We start from the raw sequence: 17,082 nt of genomic DNA on the forward strand, positions 1-17,082 counted from the left end.
CAAGGAAGCAGTTCTCGGAAAGTTTTGTTCAGGCTTTGTTTAGGCATTGTCAGTTAACAAATGAGGTCATCCGTTATTCCCACGTAAAAATCGCCGTAGAGCGATCGCAAAGCGATATAACACTAATAAAAAATAGTGAGGGAGATGGACATGAACTTAAGCAACAGCAAGCTAAACAAGTTAGGCTTGGCGGTAGCAACTGCCTTGTCAATAACAGCCTTACCAACTCAAGCTTTCGCTGCCGAAGCGGCAGATGACGAAAGTGAAATCGAACGAATTACGGTCACATCACAAAAGCGTGTAGAGCGGCTATCGGAAATTCCGGTTGCTGTTTCGGTATTGCGCAGTGATCAAATCGACAATACCTTTACCGCTGGCTTTGAAGGGCTACAAACCTTAGTGCCTTCTGTCAGTTTTAGAAAAGGTACCACAACGCGAAATTCGGCAATCACGGTTCGCGGCATCGGTACCATTTCATTTAGTGTCGCGGCAGAACCTAGCGTTTCAACGGTGGTTGATGGCGTGGTATTGGGGCGTTCAGGCCAAGCATTTACTGATTTATACGACTTAGAGCGCATCGAAGTCTTACGTGGCCCACAAGGTACGCTGTTTGGTAAAAATGCGTCAGCAGGTGTAGTTAACATTACCACTAAACGGCCAACTGGCGAGACTGAAGGTATGGTTGAAGCGACCTTGTTGCAAGACAACGAATATCGCTTAAAGGCAAAAATTGAAGGGGCAATAACAGACAATGTTAATGCTAGTTTAGTCGCGACTAAATCGGCATTTGATGGCAACATATTTAACGTTTACAACAATGAGCAAGTAAACGGCTATGACAAAGAAGGTATGCGTCTGATGGTTGATGCTGAGATCAGCAACAACACCAATATGTTGTTTATCTTCGAGACTATGGATGCTGACGACGATTGTTGTGCCGACATTGAAGGTTTACCAAGCGGCCGCAACCCTGCGTCAGAAGCTGCACCTAACAGTGACGGGATTGTTAATGGTGTTGCCGATTTAGACCTAGATCAACGCCGAGTAGATCACGATTTTGAATCCCGCACGATTGACGAGCATACCGCCTTTTCAATGCAATTAGAGCATGACTTTGGCGACTATACCTTTACTTCGATCACCGCGTATCGCGAATGGGAAAACACCGAATTTCGAGAAGGTGACTTTACCTCTATCGCTGGTGAATCAACTGAGCCTGTCTTTGGCGTGCCATTTCAACTGCACGATATTGGTCCACAAAGCTGGGATCAGTTCTCACAAGAATTTCGTTTAACGTCGCCCGTTGGCCAGCCACTGGAATGGTTAGTTGGCGCGTTCTTCTGGCAAAAAGATTCAGAGCGTAATTTTACCCGTGATGCCAGCTGCCAAAACAATAATGGTCAACTGGCCAGTGAAATAGGCTTTTATCTTGAAAATGAGCTTGGTGTAGCGAACCCAAGTGAGCAAGATGTTGCCGACTTTATTAGCCAAGAGGGCATTACCTGTAACGCTAATGATATTGTTAGCGCCACTGCCTTTATGCGCACCGAGTTTAACAACTGGGCGGTGTTTGGTGATGGCCGTTATCATGTCAGTGAAGATTTCCGCTTGTTGTTTGGATTGCGTTATACCGATGATGAAGTGGAGTTTATGCACAACCGCATCAGTAACGACGTATATGGCCGCCGCGGTGTTGGTGTTCGTCCGGCCAGTGAAAACACTAATTTTGATGGTAAAACCACAGAAACCAATACTTCGGTTAAGTTAGGTGCACAGTATGACCTTGGCGACATGGGCATGGTGTACGCAACCTATGCGCAAGGCTACAAAGGCCCTGGCTTTAATGTCTTCTACAATATGGCAGAAAAAGATACCGCAGCCATTGGCGATGAAGTTTCTGATTCGTATGAGCTTGGTTACAAGTACGCAATGGGCAACTTAATGGTTAATGCTGCGATTTTCAGTACTGACATTGAGGGCTTTCAAGCCAATAACTTTGATAACTCATCAGGGGTGACGATTACCCGTTTGACTAACGCGGGCGATGTGAGCACTCAAGGTTTTGAAATTGATTTTCTATGGCAGGCAACTGACCAACTTAGCTTGTCTGGTGGTTTAGCGAGTGTCGATGCCGAAATTGATGAGTTTTTCTGTCCTGATGGCGCAGCCTGTACCGATCGTTCTGGCTTGGATGTGCCATTTTCACCTGACTTGAAATACAACCTAACCGCTGATTATGTCTGGGAAATGGATAGTATGGAAGTATTGCTCAATGCGTCATACATCTATACTGATGAGCAGTTTGCGACTTTGCCAAACAATAATGGAGAGTTTAATCCTGCCGTATTATTACCTGACTACGGCATTTTGAATGCAAGTGTTGCCTTGTCGTTTAATGACGATGCGTACCGCGTTACCTTTATTGGTAAAAACTTAACGGATGAAAGCTTCTTTACTACCTACAGTGGTGATAGCTTCCGTTATCAAGTACCGCGTGATGCGGATCGCCATTTTGGTGTCCAGTTTAGAGCAAACTTCTAAACGAACTATCAAGGTATTTACCTAGCAAAAACATCGCTTCGGCGGTGTTTTTTCTTTTCAAACCAAGTTCGATTTTAAATCTATTTAACAGTTTAGGTAATAAGCTGCCAAGTGAGTAAGTCCAATGTCAGTAGCTCGACAACAGCAATCAATACAGGCAGTGGGTACAATAGGTAACGCCATCTTGAGGCAAGTTGGCTGGTGAAAAAAAGGCTTAAAATCACGGTAGGAATTGGCATTAGCCCCGCCATACCTGCCGACCAAGGCAAGCCGCTGCTAACAGCTAAAATTGGCATGGTCAGCATAGTACTGATAATCAAACCAACGGTTATTTTTTTTGCGTTAGCGGCTTTATTTTGAAAGTAATTTTCTTTTATGGCCAGCGCTACTAATAAAGCAACCTGTAAAAAACAGATCAAACCGAGGTAGCTGGCGTGGTGGTTAATGGTTTGATAGTGAGTCAGGTAGAACTGCCAGCCCAACCAAAGCCAGAGTAAGGCAATAAAACACAACACTAACCTTGGATAGCGATGCTTTACGAGCAGATAAACCGCGATGCTGGTGGCGATCGCAACATCGGCACCGATCAGTTGATGTGCGTTGAGGTAGTTGGTGACTAACCGCCAATACACTTCTGGCGAAAACAGCAAAAAGTCATGAAGTGAATAACTAAATAATTGGCTGAGTAAATCGGCAAACACTAGGCTTCATCGTTATAAGGTGTTGAGATAAGTTACCATTTGCTGGCGCTGCTGTGCATTTGGTAATGGCATAATATTGGCAGCGCTCATGTTTTCCTGCATATGGTCAACTTTTGACGTAGCTGGAATGGCGCAAGTGAGTGCAGGGTGGCTGATCACAAAGCGCAGAAAATATTGTGGCCAATTATCACAACCTAATTCAGTTGCCCATGCTGGCAGTGGCTCTCGTTCAAATCGTTGCATTAAACGCCCACCTTGAAATGGTCGATTTGCGATAACGGCAATCCCTTTATCTTGTGCAAGTGGCAGTAATTCCTGCTCAACTTCGCGATCGAGAATATTGTAAGTGAGTTGGACAAAATCAATCGGCTCAGTTGCCATAATTTTGGCTAATTCACTATGCCGTCGGCCGTGTGAGGTAGTTACGCCAATGTATTTTATCAATCCTTGCTGTTTAAGCTCGCGCAGCATTGGCAAGTGTTGTTGCCACGCCACTAAGTTATGAATTTGCAGTAGTGCAAAGTGTGCTTGCTGCCACAATTCTTTCGAGTCTTTAAATTGTTGTTTACCCTCACTTTTCGAACTTGTCCATGTTTTCGTAGCGGCAAATAGCGATGATGGATAGTTACCGCTGTTAGCTTTGAGTTTTGTTAATCCATAACCTAGCACTTCTTCAGCAGAGCCATACATTGGTGATGAGTCGACCACTTCGCCGCCAAGCTGAAAGAAAGTATCGAGCACTTTAGTGCGCTCGTTGCGCAGTGCCGTATCCTTGCCAACATTAAAGGTAATCCATGTGCCCATGCCAATCGGATGAATCGTCTGCCCTGTGCTAGGGATCGTTTTTTTAAGAAATTTTGCCGCTTTTAACTGGTAAGCTATGGTGTTGGGGTTAAGGTTGTTGGGGTTAAGCGATTGGTTGTGCCGCTGCGAGGCGGTTGATAAGGGTAATAAACCAACGCCAATACCAAGCTTCGCTAATGTGGTTAACAGCGCGCGTCTGGTCAGTTGTTTATCTTTGATTGCCATAATTCACCCGAATATCTGCTTCGCTATTTGCTCACTCTATTGAGCATAGACGTTTTATCGAGTGCTGATTAAGCAGATAGACGGGGATGCGACAATTGGCAATATTTTCACGGTAAAACTAGGTATTCATATTTAGGGCGTGTTGATCTTTCAGGGTTGTTTTTGCAGCAGCCTGTTTGGGTTTTATACAAGGCGGCACTTGTGCAGTGTAGTCATTCTCCATAAATAAGTGCCAACAAAGTAAAAAATTCAAACAGACGCTGCCCTGCGGGTTCAACTAAACGCTTCCTGCTCATTGTTGCTCGATTTTTACATAGAACGACTATGCGACAAAGCGAGCGCCGCGATCAGAAAGCGTTTAGATTGAACAAAATTCAATCTCGAAAGATCAACACGCCCTAGTAAACACAAGCTAATCGATTCGTGCTTTACTTGCAAAGTAGTGCTTTTTATAACTGCTTTTCTAGTGAGTTTTAGTGGAATTATCAGCCCTTTTTAGCCCTTGGAATGTGCTGATTCATCGCAAATCATTTATCCCTTTCCAATCCATATTTTATTGGCTTATTCAGAATATGAAATCTTTTATTCTTGTTGCCCAAGGGGTAATCTAAAACAAGTTTACGTTATTGTTTTATTGTCTTTTAGCGACCTGACTAGAGACTAGAACACTAGGAATTGTCGCAATCGCTTCCATATTTTCTCCATATTTTTATCCTTTAATAGTAAAGGCTAGGGGCTAAATTTCATATGAAAACTATTTTGCTTGTCGAAGATGACGCCGATATTGTTGAGTTAATTCAGCTATTTCTGCGCAATGAAGGCTATCACGTTGTCCATGTTGACGATGGTGCTGAAGTGATCGGCGCGGTGCAATTGAATCAGCCTGACTTAATCATTATGGACATTATGCTGCCGAATGTTGATGGCTTAACCTGCACGCAAGAAATTCGTCAATCGTTTGATGTGCCAATTATTATGCTTACCGCCTTGGTTGAGCAAGGCGATAAACTCGCCGGCTTAGAAACTGGCGCCGATGATTACCTGTGCAAACCTTTTGATATTCAGGAGTTGCTGCTAAGAATCAAAGCGCTATTGCGCCGAACAGAAGGGCAAGTGCATTATCAGCCCTGGGTAATTGATGAAGAGCAGCTTACCGTAAGTTTTAACGGTGCGATGGTGGATTTTACATTAGGTGAGTTTAAATTATTTACCTTGCTCTACAACTCGCCTAATCGCGTATTTTCGCGAGATCAGATTATCGAGCTTATTTATGCCGATTATCGTGATATTACTGACCGTGCTGTTGATAGCCATATCAAGAACTTACGAAGAAAAATTAAACAAAATGGCGCAGACCCTGCTCATATTCAATCGGTCTATGGTGCCGGCTATCGTTTTAACCAAGAGCCTACTAGCTAATGCATAATGTTATTGTTGCTTTACTGCTGTTATTTACCTCAGCACAAGTATTCGCTTTCGAATCAAACTATCAAGACTTGTTAGATGAAATTGTGGCAACAGAAGTGCCATCTGCTGAAAACGAAGCGCGTTTAACCGCATTGTTTGAACATCAAGATCAAGGTGTTCGTGTTAGCGCGAAAATTCGTATTGCGGAACTTTATTGGAAAACAGGGCGATTCGAGCAAGCTGAAGCTGTGCTGCACGATGTCTCGCTAGGTTTTGATAATTACCCACCTAAATACCAAGTGGAAAGCTTGCTAACACAAGCGTCGTTTGAATCAAGACGCAATAATCACCGCGAAGTTGAGAAATATGCACGGCGCGCAGCAGCGATTGCCAAAGCTTCTCACCAACCTTTACTCGCCAATACTTACTATGTGTTGGGTAATTCGCTAATGGCGCAACGGAAAGTTCTAGCAGCAAAACAGCATTTTGAACTTGCCCTAGCCCAATATAAAGAAATGAAAGACGATACAGGGCTGTTACTTACGTTAAATAGCCTTGGTGTAGTACACAAAGATAACGGTGACTTGGCTAATGGCATTAAGTATTTATTGCAAGCCCGAGAAGCGGTAGAGCGCGGTGGTAGTAAAGGGTATCGCGCAACGGTTTACTATAATTTGGGGGATGTTTTTCGCGACTCTCACGAACCCGAAAAAGCGGCAAGTTATTATCAACAAGCGCTCGAAATCGATTTAGAATTGGGTGATTTGGGTAATGTTGCGTACGACTATACGGGCCTTGCACATGCTTATTCCGCGCTTGAACAACATACAAAGGCGTTACAAAACAACCAAAAAGCGATTCAACAACTCGTCAAAATTAAGGCACCGCAAGAACTGTCACGGGCTTACCTGCAACAGTCGAGAATTTATCGCGATCTTGCCGATCAAACAGAACAATTAAAAAGCTTAGAGCTGGCGGAAAAAAGTGCGGCACAATCGCAGTCAAAATATCAAATCATGTCAGTTGATATTGAAAAAGCAAAATATAGCTTGGAACAACAGAATTACCAGCAAGCTTTAACGCAACTGCTCAAAGCCCTTGCGATTGCTGATGAGTTGTCATTGGAGCCTGTACAATTAGAGGTGAATAAACTGCTAGCGGATGTTTACCAGCCGCTAAATGACTATCAAAAGGCAAACCAACACCTAAGCACTAGCTTTGCGCTGCAACAGAAGTTAGATAACGAAGATCTACGCGAAAAATCTGAGCGCTATAAAGGTGACTTAAATCTGTTAGAAGAACAATTAAAGGTTAGCCAATTAGAACAAAAAGAGGCTGAACAAGCACAAGCCATTGAAATGCAAGAGGCCGTTAAACAGCGCCTTGTTGTTATGATGTTGGCATCAAGCATTGTGTTTATTGTACTGGTAATTTTTCTTATCCAACGACGCAAGTTAGCGGTGCTAAAAGCCGACTTATTTGAACAAGCTCTTCAACAAAAGCAGCAGCTATTTGCTGATGTTTCCCATGAACTGCGCACGCCACTAACTGCCTTAAAATTGCAAATTCAGGCGTTGCAGTACGACCTAGTGAGTAATGTTGAAGACAGTTACGACAAATTGGCAGGTAAGGTGAATGAAATTAACCGATTGATTGCGGACATCTACCAACTGGCCCAAGCTGATACCAACGCCATTGAACTTAACCAAACAGAAGTGGAACTTGCCCCCTTATTTGAGCGCTGGCAAGCAGACTGGCAAAACACAGTGGAAAGTAGCGGTTTTGCATGGGGCTGTCAGTTGGCACTTGCTAATACGCGTAAGTCGATAGATAGCGAACGTATTAAGCAGGTAATTGATAACCTGTTGTCTAACGCCACCGTTTATACCGATAAACCCGGCAAAATTGTGCTAACTGCAACGATCGAAAACCAGCGGCTCGTGGTTAGTGTTGAAGATACAGCACCGACAGTGAGTGAAGACAAGCTAGGCAAGATATTTGCTCGTTTATATCGAGTAGAGTCTTCTCGCAGCCGTCAAACGGGTGGCTCAGGATTGGGCTTGGCGATTTGCGAAAGCTTAGTGAAAGCGCACGGTGGCAGCATTAAAGCTGAGCAAAGTGAACTTGGCGGTTTGAAAGTGAGCTTTGTTATTTGATGGATGAACGCTTTGTTAGTAGTTTGAAATAGATGGATGTTCTTTCATTTTTAGATTACTAGTCGTTGTTATACCAACGTGTAGCGTACATAAATAGCGTAACGGCAAGCGGCAATGAAATTTTGGTTAAATCGAATAAAATACCGAAGTTCTTTTGCTGTTTGAGCTTTCGTTTATAAATTTTCTTTTTTATTCGCCAGTAGTGACCAACTTTGCCAGAGCAGTTCCAAGTCATACCGAGCCCTCTCATTGATCCAACATATTTTTTGTCGAGATAAATAGCATCCTCATAGCCTTTTTTTACTATTGCTATTCGTAGAGAAGCTGAATTCAGGCAATAGCGATAAGGGTAAATTGAGCTGTTTTTTTCATATTTGTGTTTTTCGCCTAGGTATTTAAAACCCCCAAAATCATTCACAATACCGTACAGCTTATTTTTGTAATGAATGGCGTAACAACTTTCATCCTTTTTGTAGGTATACACTTTAATGTCGACAGGTAAGTCATCAGCTTTTAATTGATTACTGTAATAGCGTAACCGTCGATTTCTCGGTCGATGTTCTACTGGCACAACTGTCCAATCTGAGTGACTTAAAATGGGGTTCAGGTAGAGCATAGAGTCTATTGTGTTTTTATATTTGGCTTGGTTTTTTATGCTCTTATTTCAATGACTTAAGATTTGGGTGGGCTAATCTATTTTATGAAACTCCTTTAAAAACTGTGTTCTGCTGTTGCTCTCAAATCTAGCGTGCTCTGGGTGTTTTAATGGGCGCCGTTTTTCTTCAAAGGCAGGTGCGATATATCCCCATGTTGAGTTTCTGGCAATAAACACGACGTAATCCACATCACTATTTTCCCATCGATTTTCAACTACTTGATCTTCGCCCGACGCTTCAACGGTTTTAATTTGAATACGCCAGTAGTTAGGTCCATCAGAAATGAGAATATCGGTTTGGTGTCCATTATCCAAAATGGGTGTGAACACTTGCCAACCGTCATACATAAGCCAACTAATCACTAAACTTTCATAGCTCATATTTTTTAGCGTTTGATGGGTATGGGGTGGTGTTTGTGTTAGTCGTCTTGGCATAACATCCTCTTCATGCACTTTTTGTAAATTAATCAACAGTATGCTATTGAATAGCATAAATAAAGCAATAATAGAACGTCATAAAATCTTTAATTAGTTACTAACTAGTTACTGGTGAGTTTGCAGTGAACTTCCTTTCCTTCTCCATTCTTTTTCCATAATGTTATGTCATAGTTGAAGTACAAAAACATAACCTTGCAATCGCAGCCTGTATGAGGAGTTTTCATGTCTCGTGTCTTTACGTTTAGTTGCGTTTTCCTGTTACTCGTTGCGTGTGGCGGTGGCGATGGTGGAGAGTCGAATAACACCAACGAGCCAACACCCGTAGTTCCTGACAGTTCGGCACCCACTAACCCTGCACCAACAAACAGTGCGCCAACTGGCAGCATCACGCTAGTTGGCGAGGCAGTTGTTGGGCAAACCTTGAGTTTTAGCCAAGACCTGGCGGATGCAAATGGGCTGGGTCAGTTCAGCTATCAATGGCGTCGCTTTGCCGATAACAGCCATCAAGCGATCGCTGGCGCAACGTCAACTAGTTATCAAATAACCGAGCAGGATATCGGCGCCAGTTTATCTGTGCAGCTCCAATATACCGATGGTGACAATTTTCAAGAAACCGTTACCAGCGCCGAAAGTGATACTGTTATTGCGCCCATTCCAGATGAAAACAGTGCTGGTAAACCTAATATTTTATTGATCATTGCTGATGACCAAGGGCTTGATGCTTCTGCGCAATACAACCTCTCGATAGACTTACCCGTAACCCCTAATTTGGATGCCTTGGCTGCTCAAGGATTAGTATTCGACAATGTCTGGGCTACCCCTGCCTGCACCACAACGCGAGCAACCATAATTACTGGGCTGCACGGCATTAACAGCGGTGTTGATTTTGTTCCTGCGGTAATGGATGCCAATACTAATACCCTGCAAAGACAAATAAAAAGCATCGACAGCGATTATCAAACGGCAGTGATTGGTAAGTGGCATTTGGGCGGCGCAAATCCTGATTTAAGCCACCCCACTGACAGCGGTGTTGATTACTATGCTGGTACTATCGCCGGTACAATTGATGATTACTACCAATGGCAATTAACCGAAATGGGGCAAACCAGTGAACGCTCTGATTATCACACCTCAGGAATTACCGATCTTGCGGTTGACTGGCTGGCAGAGCAAAACCAGCAAGAACGTCCCTGGTTTTTATGGCTCGCATACGTGGCACCGCATTCGCCGTTTCATTTACCACCAGCTGAACTGCACTCGCGCTCGCATTTAACTGGCACAGCATCTGATATCCAAAGCAACAGACGGGAATATTATTTGGCCGCTATTGAAGCGATGGACAGTGAAATTGGGCGGCTATTGGCGTCGTTACCAGAGGACGAGCGAGACAACACGTTAATTATTTATTTAGGGGATAACGGTACGCCAGGCGGCGTGATTGATACCCGTGTTTTTAGCAGCAGTCACAGTAAAAATTCGCTATACGAAGGTGGGGTAAGGGTGCCGATGCTAGCGGCTGGTTTTGGCGTAGAACGCGAAAATCAGCGAGAAGATGCGCTCATTAATAGCACTGATATTTTTGCCACTATTAGCCAGTTTGTTGGCGCGGCGAGCGAGCAGAGCGCGCCTACTCAAATCAACAATAGTTATAGCTTTTACGCTTTACTGAGCAGCGCTGAGCAGCCACTGCGCCAATTTAACTACACGGAATTTATTCGCGATAACACAACGGGCTGGGCAGTAAGAAATCAAGATTACAAACTGCTTGCTTTAGATGGTCAGCCACAAGCCTTATACCAGATAAGCCAAGACATCGATGAAGCTGAAGATCTTATCAATAATGCCGCTTTGTCGAGTATTGTGGCGGAGTTAAATGCCGAAGCTGAACGCATTCGCGGTGAGTAAATTAGGTAACTGCTGTTTGCTTGATTTATCTGACAAGAGCAAAACCTGACGGCTTGCTCTTGGTTGCCTTATATCACATTTGGTTTATGTGGCCTTAGACTTTGTGTCTTTTGGCTTACATGACCTTTATCCTGCCTGACTTATACATGGCACTGTTTCCCCAAAAATTTAACATACACCCAAAAGCTATCCACTTTTCCTCCATATTTTGTTGTTAATTTTACGTTATCGGTTTTAGTAACAACTTTTTGCAAGGAAACGGCGATGGCATCTAATACATCTCAAAAGGTCGTAAACAAGAAAGGTAACGCACTTAAGCAAGGCTCATTTAAGCTAGGCTCAGCTTTAATAATTAGCATTGCTTTTAGTCTAGTTTCGTTAACCAGTTATGCTGGGCTTATCAGCGACTATTCGCTTGATAGTGACACTAATATTGTCACTGACTCTGGTAACAACCTTGAATGGCTGCAATGGTCTGAAACTCGACGCATGTCTATTGATGATGCTCTAGCGGCATATGCTAGTGATGGTTGGCAATTGGCGTCTGGTGCACAGATGGCTGATCTATTTAATGCGTTTGACCTTAGTTATGGCGAATTTGATTGGCAAGACGGAAAATCTGAATCATATACATCACCTGCCGATGGCAGTGTGGAGAGTGCCGATGACAGAGAGTTAATTCTGGTTTCGCTGTTTGGTGATACTTTTAATCGAGGTGGGTGGCAATATTCAGGCGCTTTGTTTGGTGATGAAAGTAACAATATATTTGGCTGGGCAGCTGTTTATGACGACTGGTATATCCCAACCCCTGATCCTATTCCGTCTCCTTATAACCCAGGCAGTAGCAGTTTGTTTTTTGACAACCGTCCTAATAGTGTTGTTCGAAATGGCCTCGGTGTCGCACTTGTTCGCTCGACAGAATCAACCGCAGTGCCTGAGCCAGCGCCAATTGTACTAGTTGCATTTGGGTTGATTGCTTTGGTTTGTAAGCGTCGTTCAAAACCCTTGTCATAAGCTGAGGGTAAGCGTATGACCAAGTTATTTTTTTTATGCCTCTATATATTGGCATTTGCTGTCAATGCTGGGCTAATGGTTAACACCACTGACTTTATTGATGAGTCAAATCTTACGCATTTTAACGGCTTCGAAGGCTTTAGTAATACCTTTAAAAACGGCAAAAACTATTACGTAGAAGATGGTATTCAAGTGCGCCAAATTTTCGCGCAAGCGGGAAATGATATTATCTTGAGCTCAAGCATAGAAGGCGAGCGCTCTTGGCTTCCCAATGGTGGAGACTATGGCTATACCGAAATTACCATGGCGAGCGGCGCTGAATTTACTGCCTTAGAGTTTCTTTTTCTAGGTCCTAACTTAAACAATCAGGCGGTGCATTACAGCCTTTGGAATGACGGTCAAGTCGTATTCGAAGGGGCGCTCAACATTGGCAAAAAAGAGCAAGGCGTGCTGGGCTTTGAAGGGGGCGGCTTTGATCAATTATTTGTTCGCACAGGTCATCGTAATGCCTCTATTTTTGATCGTTCAGTTAATGGCTTAAATATTGATAGTATCCAAGTGATTAGTGCGATATCAACACCAGTACCAGAGCCTAGTTCTATTGCAATTTTGGCATTGGGTTTAGTGGCAATAAGGTTATGGAAAGTAAACTCTGTTCATCAATAGGCCTAGTTACTAAGTCTAAGCCTAAGCCTTTAGGCCAGAGCTAAGCCAATGGCTGCGCCGTTAAGGTACAGCCATATCCTCTTATAAACATTTCTTCTCGAAACCATTTTTTTAAATTAAATCAGTGAGTTTATCTCCATTTTCCCTCCATATTTTGTTGTTAGCCTGTATTTGTCGGATTAGGTCTACGCTGAATCCTTGCATAGCTAGTCACATGCCTTTCTATTGATTGCAGGTCTAGTCGATAGGGCAGCTAGCCAAAAAGCGGTAGTGATTAGGCGCTTTGATCTGATTATTGGATGCAGTTATTTGGTGTAGTTATTTTATGTGGTTAGTAAATAAGGAATTTTTATGAATTTTTTGAAGTCAGTAACATTGGTCGGTACGATTTTTCTCGCTGGTCTATCAGCTAACTCGCAAGCGGCGATGATAGGCGTTGACAATAATTTTGAAGACAATGGCTTAACCGTGATTGAATACCGAGGTGATGGCAGTGTTTGGGAGTGGTTAGATCTGTCTGTTACCAATGGTATTTCCTACAACAGCCTTGTCGCCGACTTGAATGACGATGGACGATTAAACAATTCTACTAGCCTAGTCACCACAAATAGTGGCGCGCTAAATGACGTGCATAGTCTTACGCCAGATTTAAGTAGTGGTTGGTCAACAGTGGCCAGCTCAGATCTTACCAGCTTGTTTGGAACGTTTTTCGGCCTGACTTTATTGGGCAATGAGCAAGTAACGATAGGAAATGGTTCAAGTGATCTCACAGAGCAGTTTATTCTTGCCTTTGGTGACACTGTGCATGAGGCATCTCAAGACAGCGGTGCCACTATTAATGATGTAAACCCCAATTTACCCAACATAGGTGAAACGCGCGGATTTACAAATACTGCTGTAGGTAATCGTGGCAGGTATAGATCGCCTTTTGTTTTGGATGGGCAAACTAGTTTTCAGATCAGCGATAACGTTACCGATATTCTCTCATTTAATGCGACCAATACTGCGCAATTTGCTAATGCCACTGTCGGTACCTGGTTAGTTCGAGAAGTAGCAACGATCCCGACACCAAATATGATGAGTTTGTTTGCATTGGCGCTGGTAGGGCTATTTATTCGACGTAAACATGGCGTCCGCCATTAAAAAATGTATTCGCCAGCAAATATGCATTCGCTGTAAAAAATGTTTAAACAATTGATTTTCGTTTGCGATGTGATGTTTTTCTGCGCTTTTTATACGCTGGCTTTTGTGGACTTTTCAACCCTTGTAATGAGTTGGGCAATTTCTGGCTAAGCAAATTAATTAAGCCGTGCAATGAACCTTCTATAGGCTGCATAAATTGCCCATAGCTACAGGCTTTATCGGCAATCTGGTTAAGTGATAACTCCCAGCGTGCGGTTATATCTGGCTGAGTACAATCGTTAGGTAAGGCATCAATTAAGCCTTTTCCTGCATCGGTTGCATGAATTTGTTTACCTTGGCGCTGTAAAAAGCCCCGTTTAAATAGCAAGTCAATAATTCCTGCGCGGGTCGCTTCTGTGCCTAGACCGTCGGTTTCTTTTAAAATGGCTTTAAGCGATTTGTCGGTGACAAAGCGGGCAATCCCCGTCATGGCGGCAAGCAAAGATGCATCGGTAAAATGCTTCGGTGGCTCGGTTTGCTTCTCTCGTAAATGCCCTTGTTGGCAAAATAAGGTTTGCCCTTGGGTTAAGGTTGCGAGGGCAGGGTTGTTATTTTGCTGTTCACCGTCATCTGCTTTGTTACTGGTAGATTTAGCTTGCTCTGCTTTCGTGCTTCCTCCTTTGCTATTTTGGGAGGGAGTAAAGAGCGATTTCCAACCCAGTTGTGACACTATGTTAGTGCTAGCGGTAAATAACCCGCCGGCAATTGAAAAACTCGCTTTAATCTGCTGATAGCAATAAGCAGGAAAAAACTGTGCAGCATATTGGCGGCAAATCAGTTGATAAATATTTTTCTCAAAATTGTTTAAATTAAGCTTAGCTGGCGATTTGGTGGTAGGGATAATCGCGTGATGAGCGCCTACTTTACTGTCTTGCCAAGCACGGCTTTTACGCTTGGGATCGGCATCGCTTAACTGCTTTGCCAGCGGCAGTTGGCTGTCTTTGAGCACGGCAAGTATTTGCGGTGCTTGGCTAAAATGCTCGGTAGGTAAATAACGGCAATCTGATCTTGGGTAAGTGATCAGCTTGTGTTTTTCATACAGTGCCTGACAAACGTCTAGCACTAATTTAGCATTCATTGCATAGCGCTTAGCCGCATCAATTTGCAGGGCAGACAAGTTATACGGCAGTGGTGCGTTTTGTTGTTTGTCTTGCTTTATCAGCTCAGTGACTTGCGCTGCTTGCTGGTGAATGCGGCTCACCACATTTTCTGCCAGCGCTTTTACCACAACCCGTCCGTCTTCATCTTGATAAGGCTGGCAGGCTTCACTCGGTTGCCATTTGGCCATGATGTTTGGCGCAGATGTGGCTTGGCTATCTGTGTTCTGGTTAAGCGTGCTCTGGTTGAGTGATAATTCGGCTTCCACTTCATAAAAAGGCTTACTAACAAAGTTGGTAATTTCGCGATCGCGATTGACCACTAAGCCCAACACGGGGGTTTGTACTCTGCCGACCGACAATACCCCTTGATAGCCCGCCTTGCCCCCTTGAATCGTCAGTGCTCGGGTCAGGTTAATGCCATAAAGCCAATCGGCGCGGCTGCGTGCCAACGCTGAAACCGATAGCGGCATAAAAGCTTGATTAGATTTCAATTGGCTAAGGGCTTTTTTCACTGCGGCTGGGTTTAAGTCGCTAATTAATAGACGCTTTACCGCTGAGGTTTTCGTTTTATTGAGCTTTAAATAATTAAGCACTTCATCGACTAATAGCTGGCCTTCCCTGTCAGGATCGCCTGCGTGAATAACTTCATCCGCTTTTTTCAGCCAATTACGGATCACGGTTAATTGACTTTTGGTTTTGTACTTAGGTTTTAATTGCCAACTCTCTGGAATTATCGGCAGATGTTCAAGTTGCCATTTCTTATAGTGCTCACCATAAGCTTCAGGCTCAGCTTGTTCCAAAATATGGCCAATACACCAAGTGACAATATCGCCGTTGCCTACTTGAATATAACCTTGCTGTTTCTTATGCGGTTTGGGGAGCACATCAGCGATGGCTCGTCCTAGGCTAGGTTTTTCGGCGATATACAGCTTCATCAAGTGGAGTTAAACAAGTGCTAATAGAGTGATAAAGCGAGTGTAACTTGATACTGGTTAAATATCCAGTTGCTAAGGTGGTAGCAAGAATAGTTATCGGTAATCAATAAGCTATAGGTACTTGCGGAATAAATTAGGGGCGCAATAAATTAAAGGCAATGGTGTAATAAATTTTTATGCCCTGCGACTGATAAGGAACACTTATAAAAATTATTCAAGGATGAAGCGATGCGCACCCCTGTTAAAAAAAGACTGCAATTCTTATTGACCGCCCTAGTGGTATTTACCGCAGGCTTTCAGTTATTGCCAGAGCAGTTGGTGGTCAGCTCTACACTGACGGTTGAAAACCTAGTTGCCATGTCGCCGCTGCTGTTGGCGGTATTTGGCTACTTTATTTTCTTACCTGTGTTGTATTGGTTTTGGGTGATTAAGGCCGGTCAGCAAAAGCCTTGGAAAATGTTACTGATCTTTTCATTAAGCGCGTTATGCGCTCGCTACAGCTTTCCTAGCAACATTGCTGAATATTTCGAGTTTATTACGTATTTGCGCTATCCAATTATCGGTGTTTTGCTGATTATCGAATTGTATTTAATGGTGACCATAGTAAAAGGCCTATGGCAGGCCAGAAAGCTAAGTGGCGATCCGCGCGTTCATGCGTTTAATCAGTACCAAAATGATGATAAGAAATTAACCCTAGCTGTGCCATTTGCATGGGAGCCGGCTAGTTGGTATTACGCTATTCCAAAATTCTCGCGTAACCACGCAAAGGCGCTGGCGCAGTTACAGGTAAATTCCACTCAGCGTTGGCATTGGTTGTCATTGCTCACAGGCTGTGTAGTGCTTGGCACAAGCTGTTATTGGTTATTGGCAGGCTGGAGCGAGCTTGTGGCGATTATTGTTGCCAGTTTTTTCTTCTATAGCGTTATTTTTAGTACGGCAAATCATCGTATCGCAAGGCATTACTCTGTTTACCTATTAGGAGACAAACTAGTGGTTAATGCTGCCTTTTGGAGTTTTATTGTGATTGACGTTAAAGCGATTGCAGAGGTCAATTTAGGTGATTTTCAGCAAGCAGACAATAAAGAGCAATTACTGCTTGGTAAAGCGAAGGCCACAGGCACTGACACATATAAAGGTAAGGAGAAAGGCAAAGCTGCCAATATTGAGCTGGTGTTTAGCGAGCCACAAACTTATATGGCAATGATGGGACAAATGCCAGAGCCAGTTAACAAGCTTTGGCTTGCTGTCGATAAGCCAGAACAACTAAAACAGCAATTGTCTGAAGCTTTGGCTGCGCCAATACGCTTAGCAACTGCGAGCTAACCCATAAGATGCTAACGCATTAACAACGTG

Annotated in this window: 13 protein-coding genes; 8 read left to right on the forward strand and 5 right to left on the reverse strand. The window is 43.5% G+C overall.

Features of this window, described 5'->3' with window-relative positions; genetic code table 11:
* Positions 1-150: 150 nt before the first annotated feature.
* Complete coding sequence (locus ACSLUR_RS00625; RefSeq protein ID WP_448550858.1) at positions 151-2,541, forward strand: TonB-dependent receptor; 2,391 nt, start codon at positions 151-153, stop codon at positions 2,539-2,541.
* Positions 2,542-2,633: 92 nt separating this feature from the next.
* Here the strand turns inward: ACSLUR_RS00625 and ACSLUR_RS00630 are convergent, their stop codons facing one another.
* Together ACSLUR_RS00630 and ACSLUR_RS00635 are read right to left on the reverse strand one after the other, a co-directional pair.
* Complete coding sequence (locus ACSLUR_RS00630) at positions 2,634-3,242, reverse strand: DUF6064 family protein (protein WP_448550860.1); 609 nt, start codon at positions 3,240-3,242, stop codon at positions 2,634-2,636.
* 12 nt (positions 3,243-3,254) lie between these two features.
* Positions 3,255-4,271, reverse strand: coding sequence for an aldo/keto reductase (locus ACSLUR_RS00635; RefSeq protein ID WP_448550862.1), 1,017 nt, complete (start codon positions 4,269-4,271; stop codon positions 3,255-3,257).
* A 747-nt stretch (positions 4,272-5,018) separates the two neighbouring features.
* Between ACSLUR_RS00635 and ACSLUR_RS00640 the strand changes: the two genes are divergently transcribed.
* A complete protein-coding gene (locus tag ACSLUR_RS00640; RefSeq protein ID WP_448550864.1) occupies positions 5,019-5,690 on the forward strand; it encodes a response regulator transcription factor in 672 nt (223 codons plus the stop codon).
* The gene (locus ACSLUR_RS00645) at positions 5,690-7,834 is read left to right on the forward strand and encodes a tetratricopeptide repeat protein (RefSeq protein ID WP_448550866.1); all 2,145 of its coding nucleotides are present in this window, start codon (positions 5,690-5,692) and stop codon (positions 7,832-7,834) included. The genes ACSLUR_RS00640 and ACSLUR_RS00645 overlap by 1 nt, the downstream gene beginning before the upstream one ends.
* A 58-nt stretch (positions 7,835-7,892) precedes the next feature.
* On the opposite strand, the gene ACSLUR_RS00650 is transcribed toward ACSLUR_RS00645, so the two are convergent.
* Both ACSLUR_RS00650 and ACSLUR_RS00655 read right to left on the reverse strand, forming a co-directional pair.
* Positions 7,893-8,450, reverse strand: coding sequence for a hypothetical protein (locus ACSLUR_RS00650; protein ID WP_448550868.1), 558 nt, complete (start codon positions 8,448-8,450; stop codon positions 7,893-7,895).
* A gap of 72 nt (positions 8,451-8,522) precedes the next feature.
* The gene (locus tag ACSLUR_RS00655; protein ID WP_448550871.1) at positions 8,523-8,924 is read right to left on the reverse strand and encodes a hypothetical protein; all 402 of its coding nucleotides are present in this window, start codon (positions 8,922-8,924) and stop codon (positions 8,523-8,525) included.
* A gap of 225 nt (positions 8,925-9,149) precedes the next feature.
* Here ACSLUR_RS00655 and ACSLUR_RS00660 point away from each other — a divergent pair, with 225 nt between their 5' ends.
* From ACSLUR_RS00660 to ACSLUR_RS00675, 4 genes are all read left to right on the forward strand, one after another.
* Positions 9,150-10,832 (forward strand): sulfatase-like hydrolase/transferase, encoded by a 1,683-nt coding sequence (locus tag ACSLUR_RS00660; RefSeq protein WP_448550873.1) that lies wholly within the window; start codon positions 9,150-9,152, stop codon positions 10,830-10,832.
* A 264-nt stretch (positions 10,833-11,096) separates the two neighbouring features.
* The gene (locus ACSLUR_RS00665; RefSeq protein ID WP_448550875.1) at positions 11,097-11,846 is read left to right on the forward strand and encodes a PEP-CTERM sorting domain-containing protein; all 750 of its coding nucleotides are present in this window, start codon (positions 11,097-11,099) and stop codon (positions 11,844-11,846) included.
* Between the two features lie 15 nt (positions 11,847-11,861).
* Positions 11,862-12,512, forward strand: coding sequence for a PEP-CTERM sorting domain-containing protein (locus ACSLUR_RS00670; RefSeq protein ID WP_448550877.1), 651 nt, complete (start codon positions 11,862-11,864; stop codon positions 12,510-12,512).
* Positions 12,513-12,863: 351 nt separating this feature from the next.
* The gene (locus ACSLUR_RS00675; RefSeq protein WP_448550879.1) at positions 12,864-13,655 is read left to right on the forward strand and encodes a hypothetical protein; all 792 of its coding nucleotides are present in this window, start codon (positions 12,864-12,866) and stop codon (positions 13,653-13,655) included.
* A 43-nt stretch (positions 13,656-13,698) separates the two neighbouring features.
* Here the strand turns inward: ACSLUR_RS00675 and ACSLUR_RS00680 are convergent, their stop codons facing one another.
* Positions 13,699-15,729, reverse strand: a complete 2,031-nt coding sequence (locus ACSLUR_RS00680) for a DNA topoisomerase III (protein WP_448550881.1) — start codon at positions 15,727-15,729, stop codon at positions 13,699-13,701.
* Between the two features lie 228 nt (positions 15,730-15,957).
* Here ACSLUR_RS00680 and ACSLUR_RS00685 point away from each other — a divergent pair, with 228 nt between their 5' ends.
* Positions 15,958-17,052, forward strand: a complete 1,095-nt coding sequence (locus ACSLUR_RS00685; RefSeq protein WP_448550883.1) for a hypothetical protein — start codon at positions 15,958-15,960, stop codon at positions 17,050-17,052.
* Positions 17,053-17,082: the final 30 nt, after the last annotated feature.

Source organism: Thalassotalea montiporae (assembly GCF_053485855.1).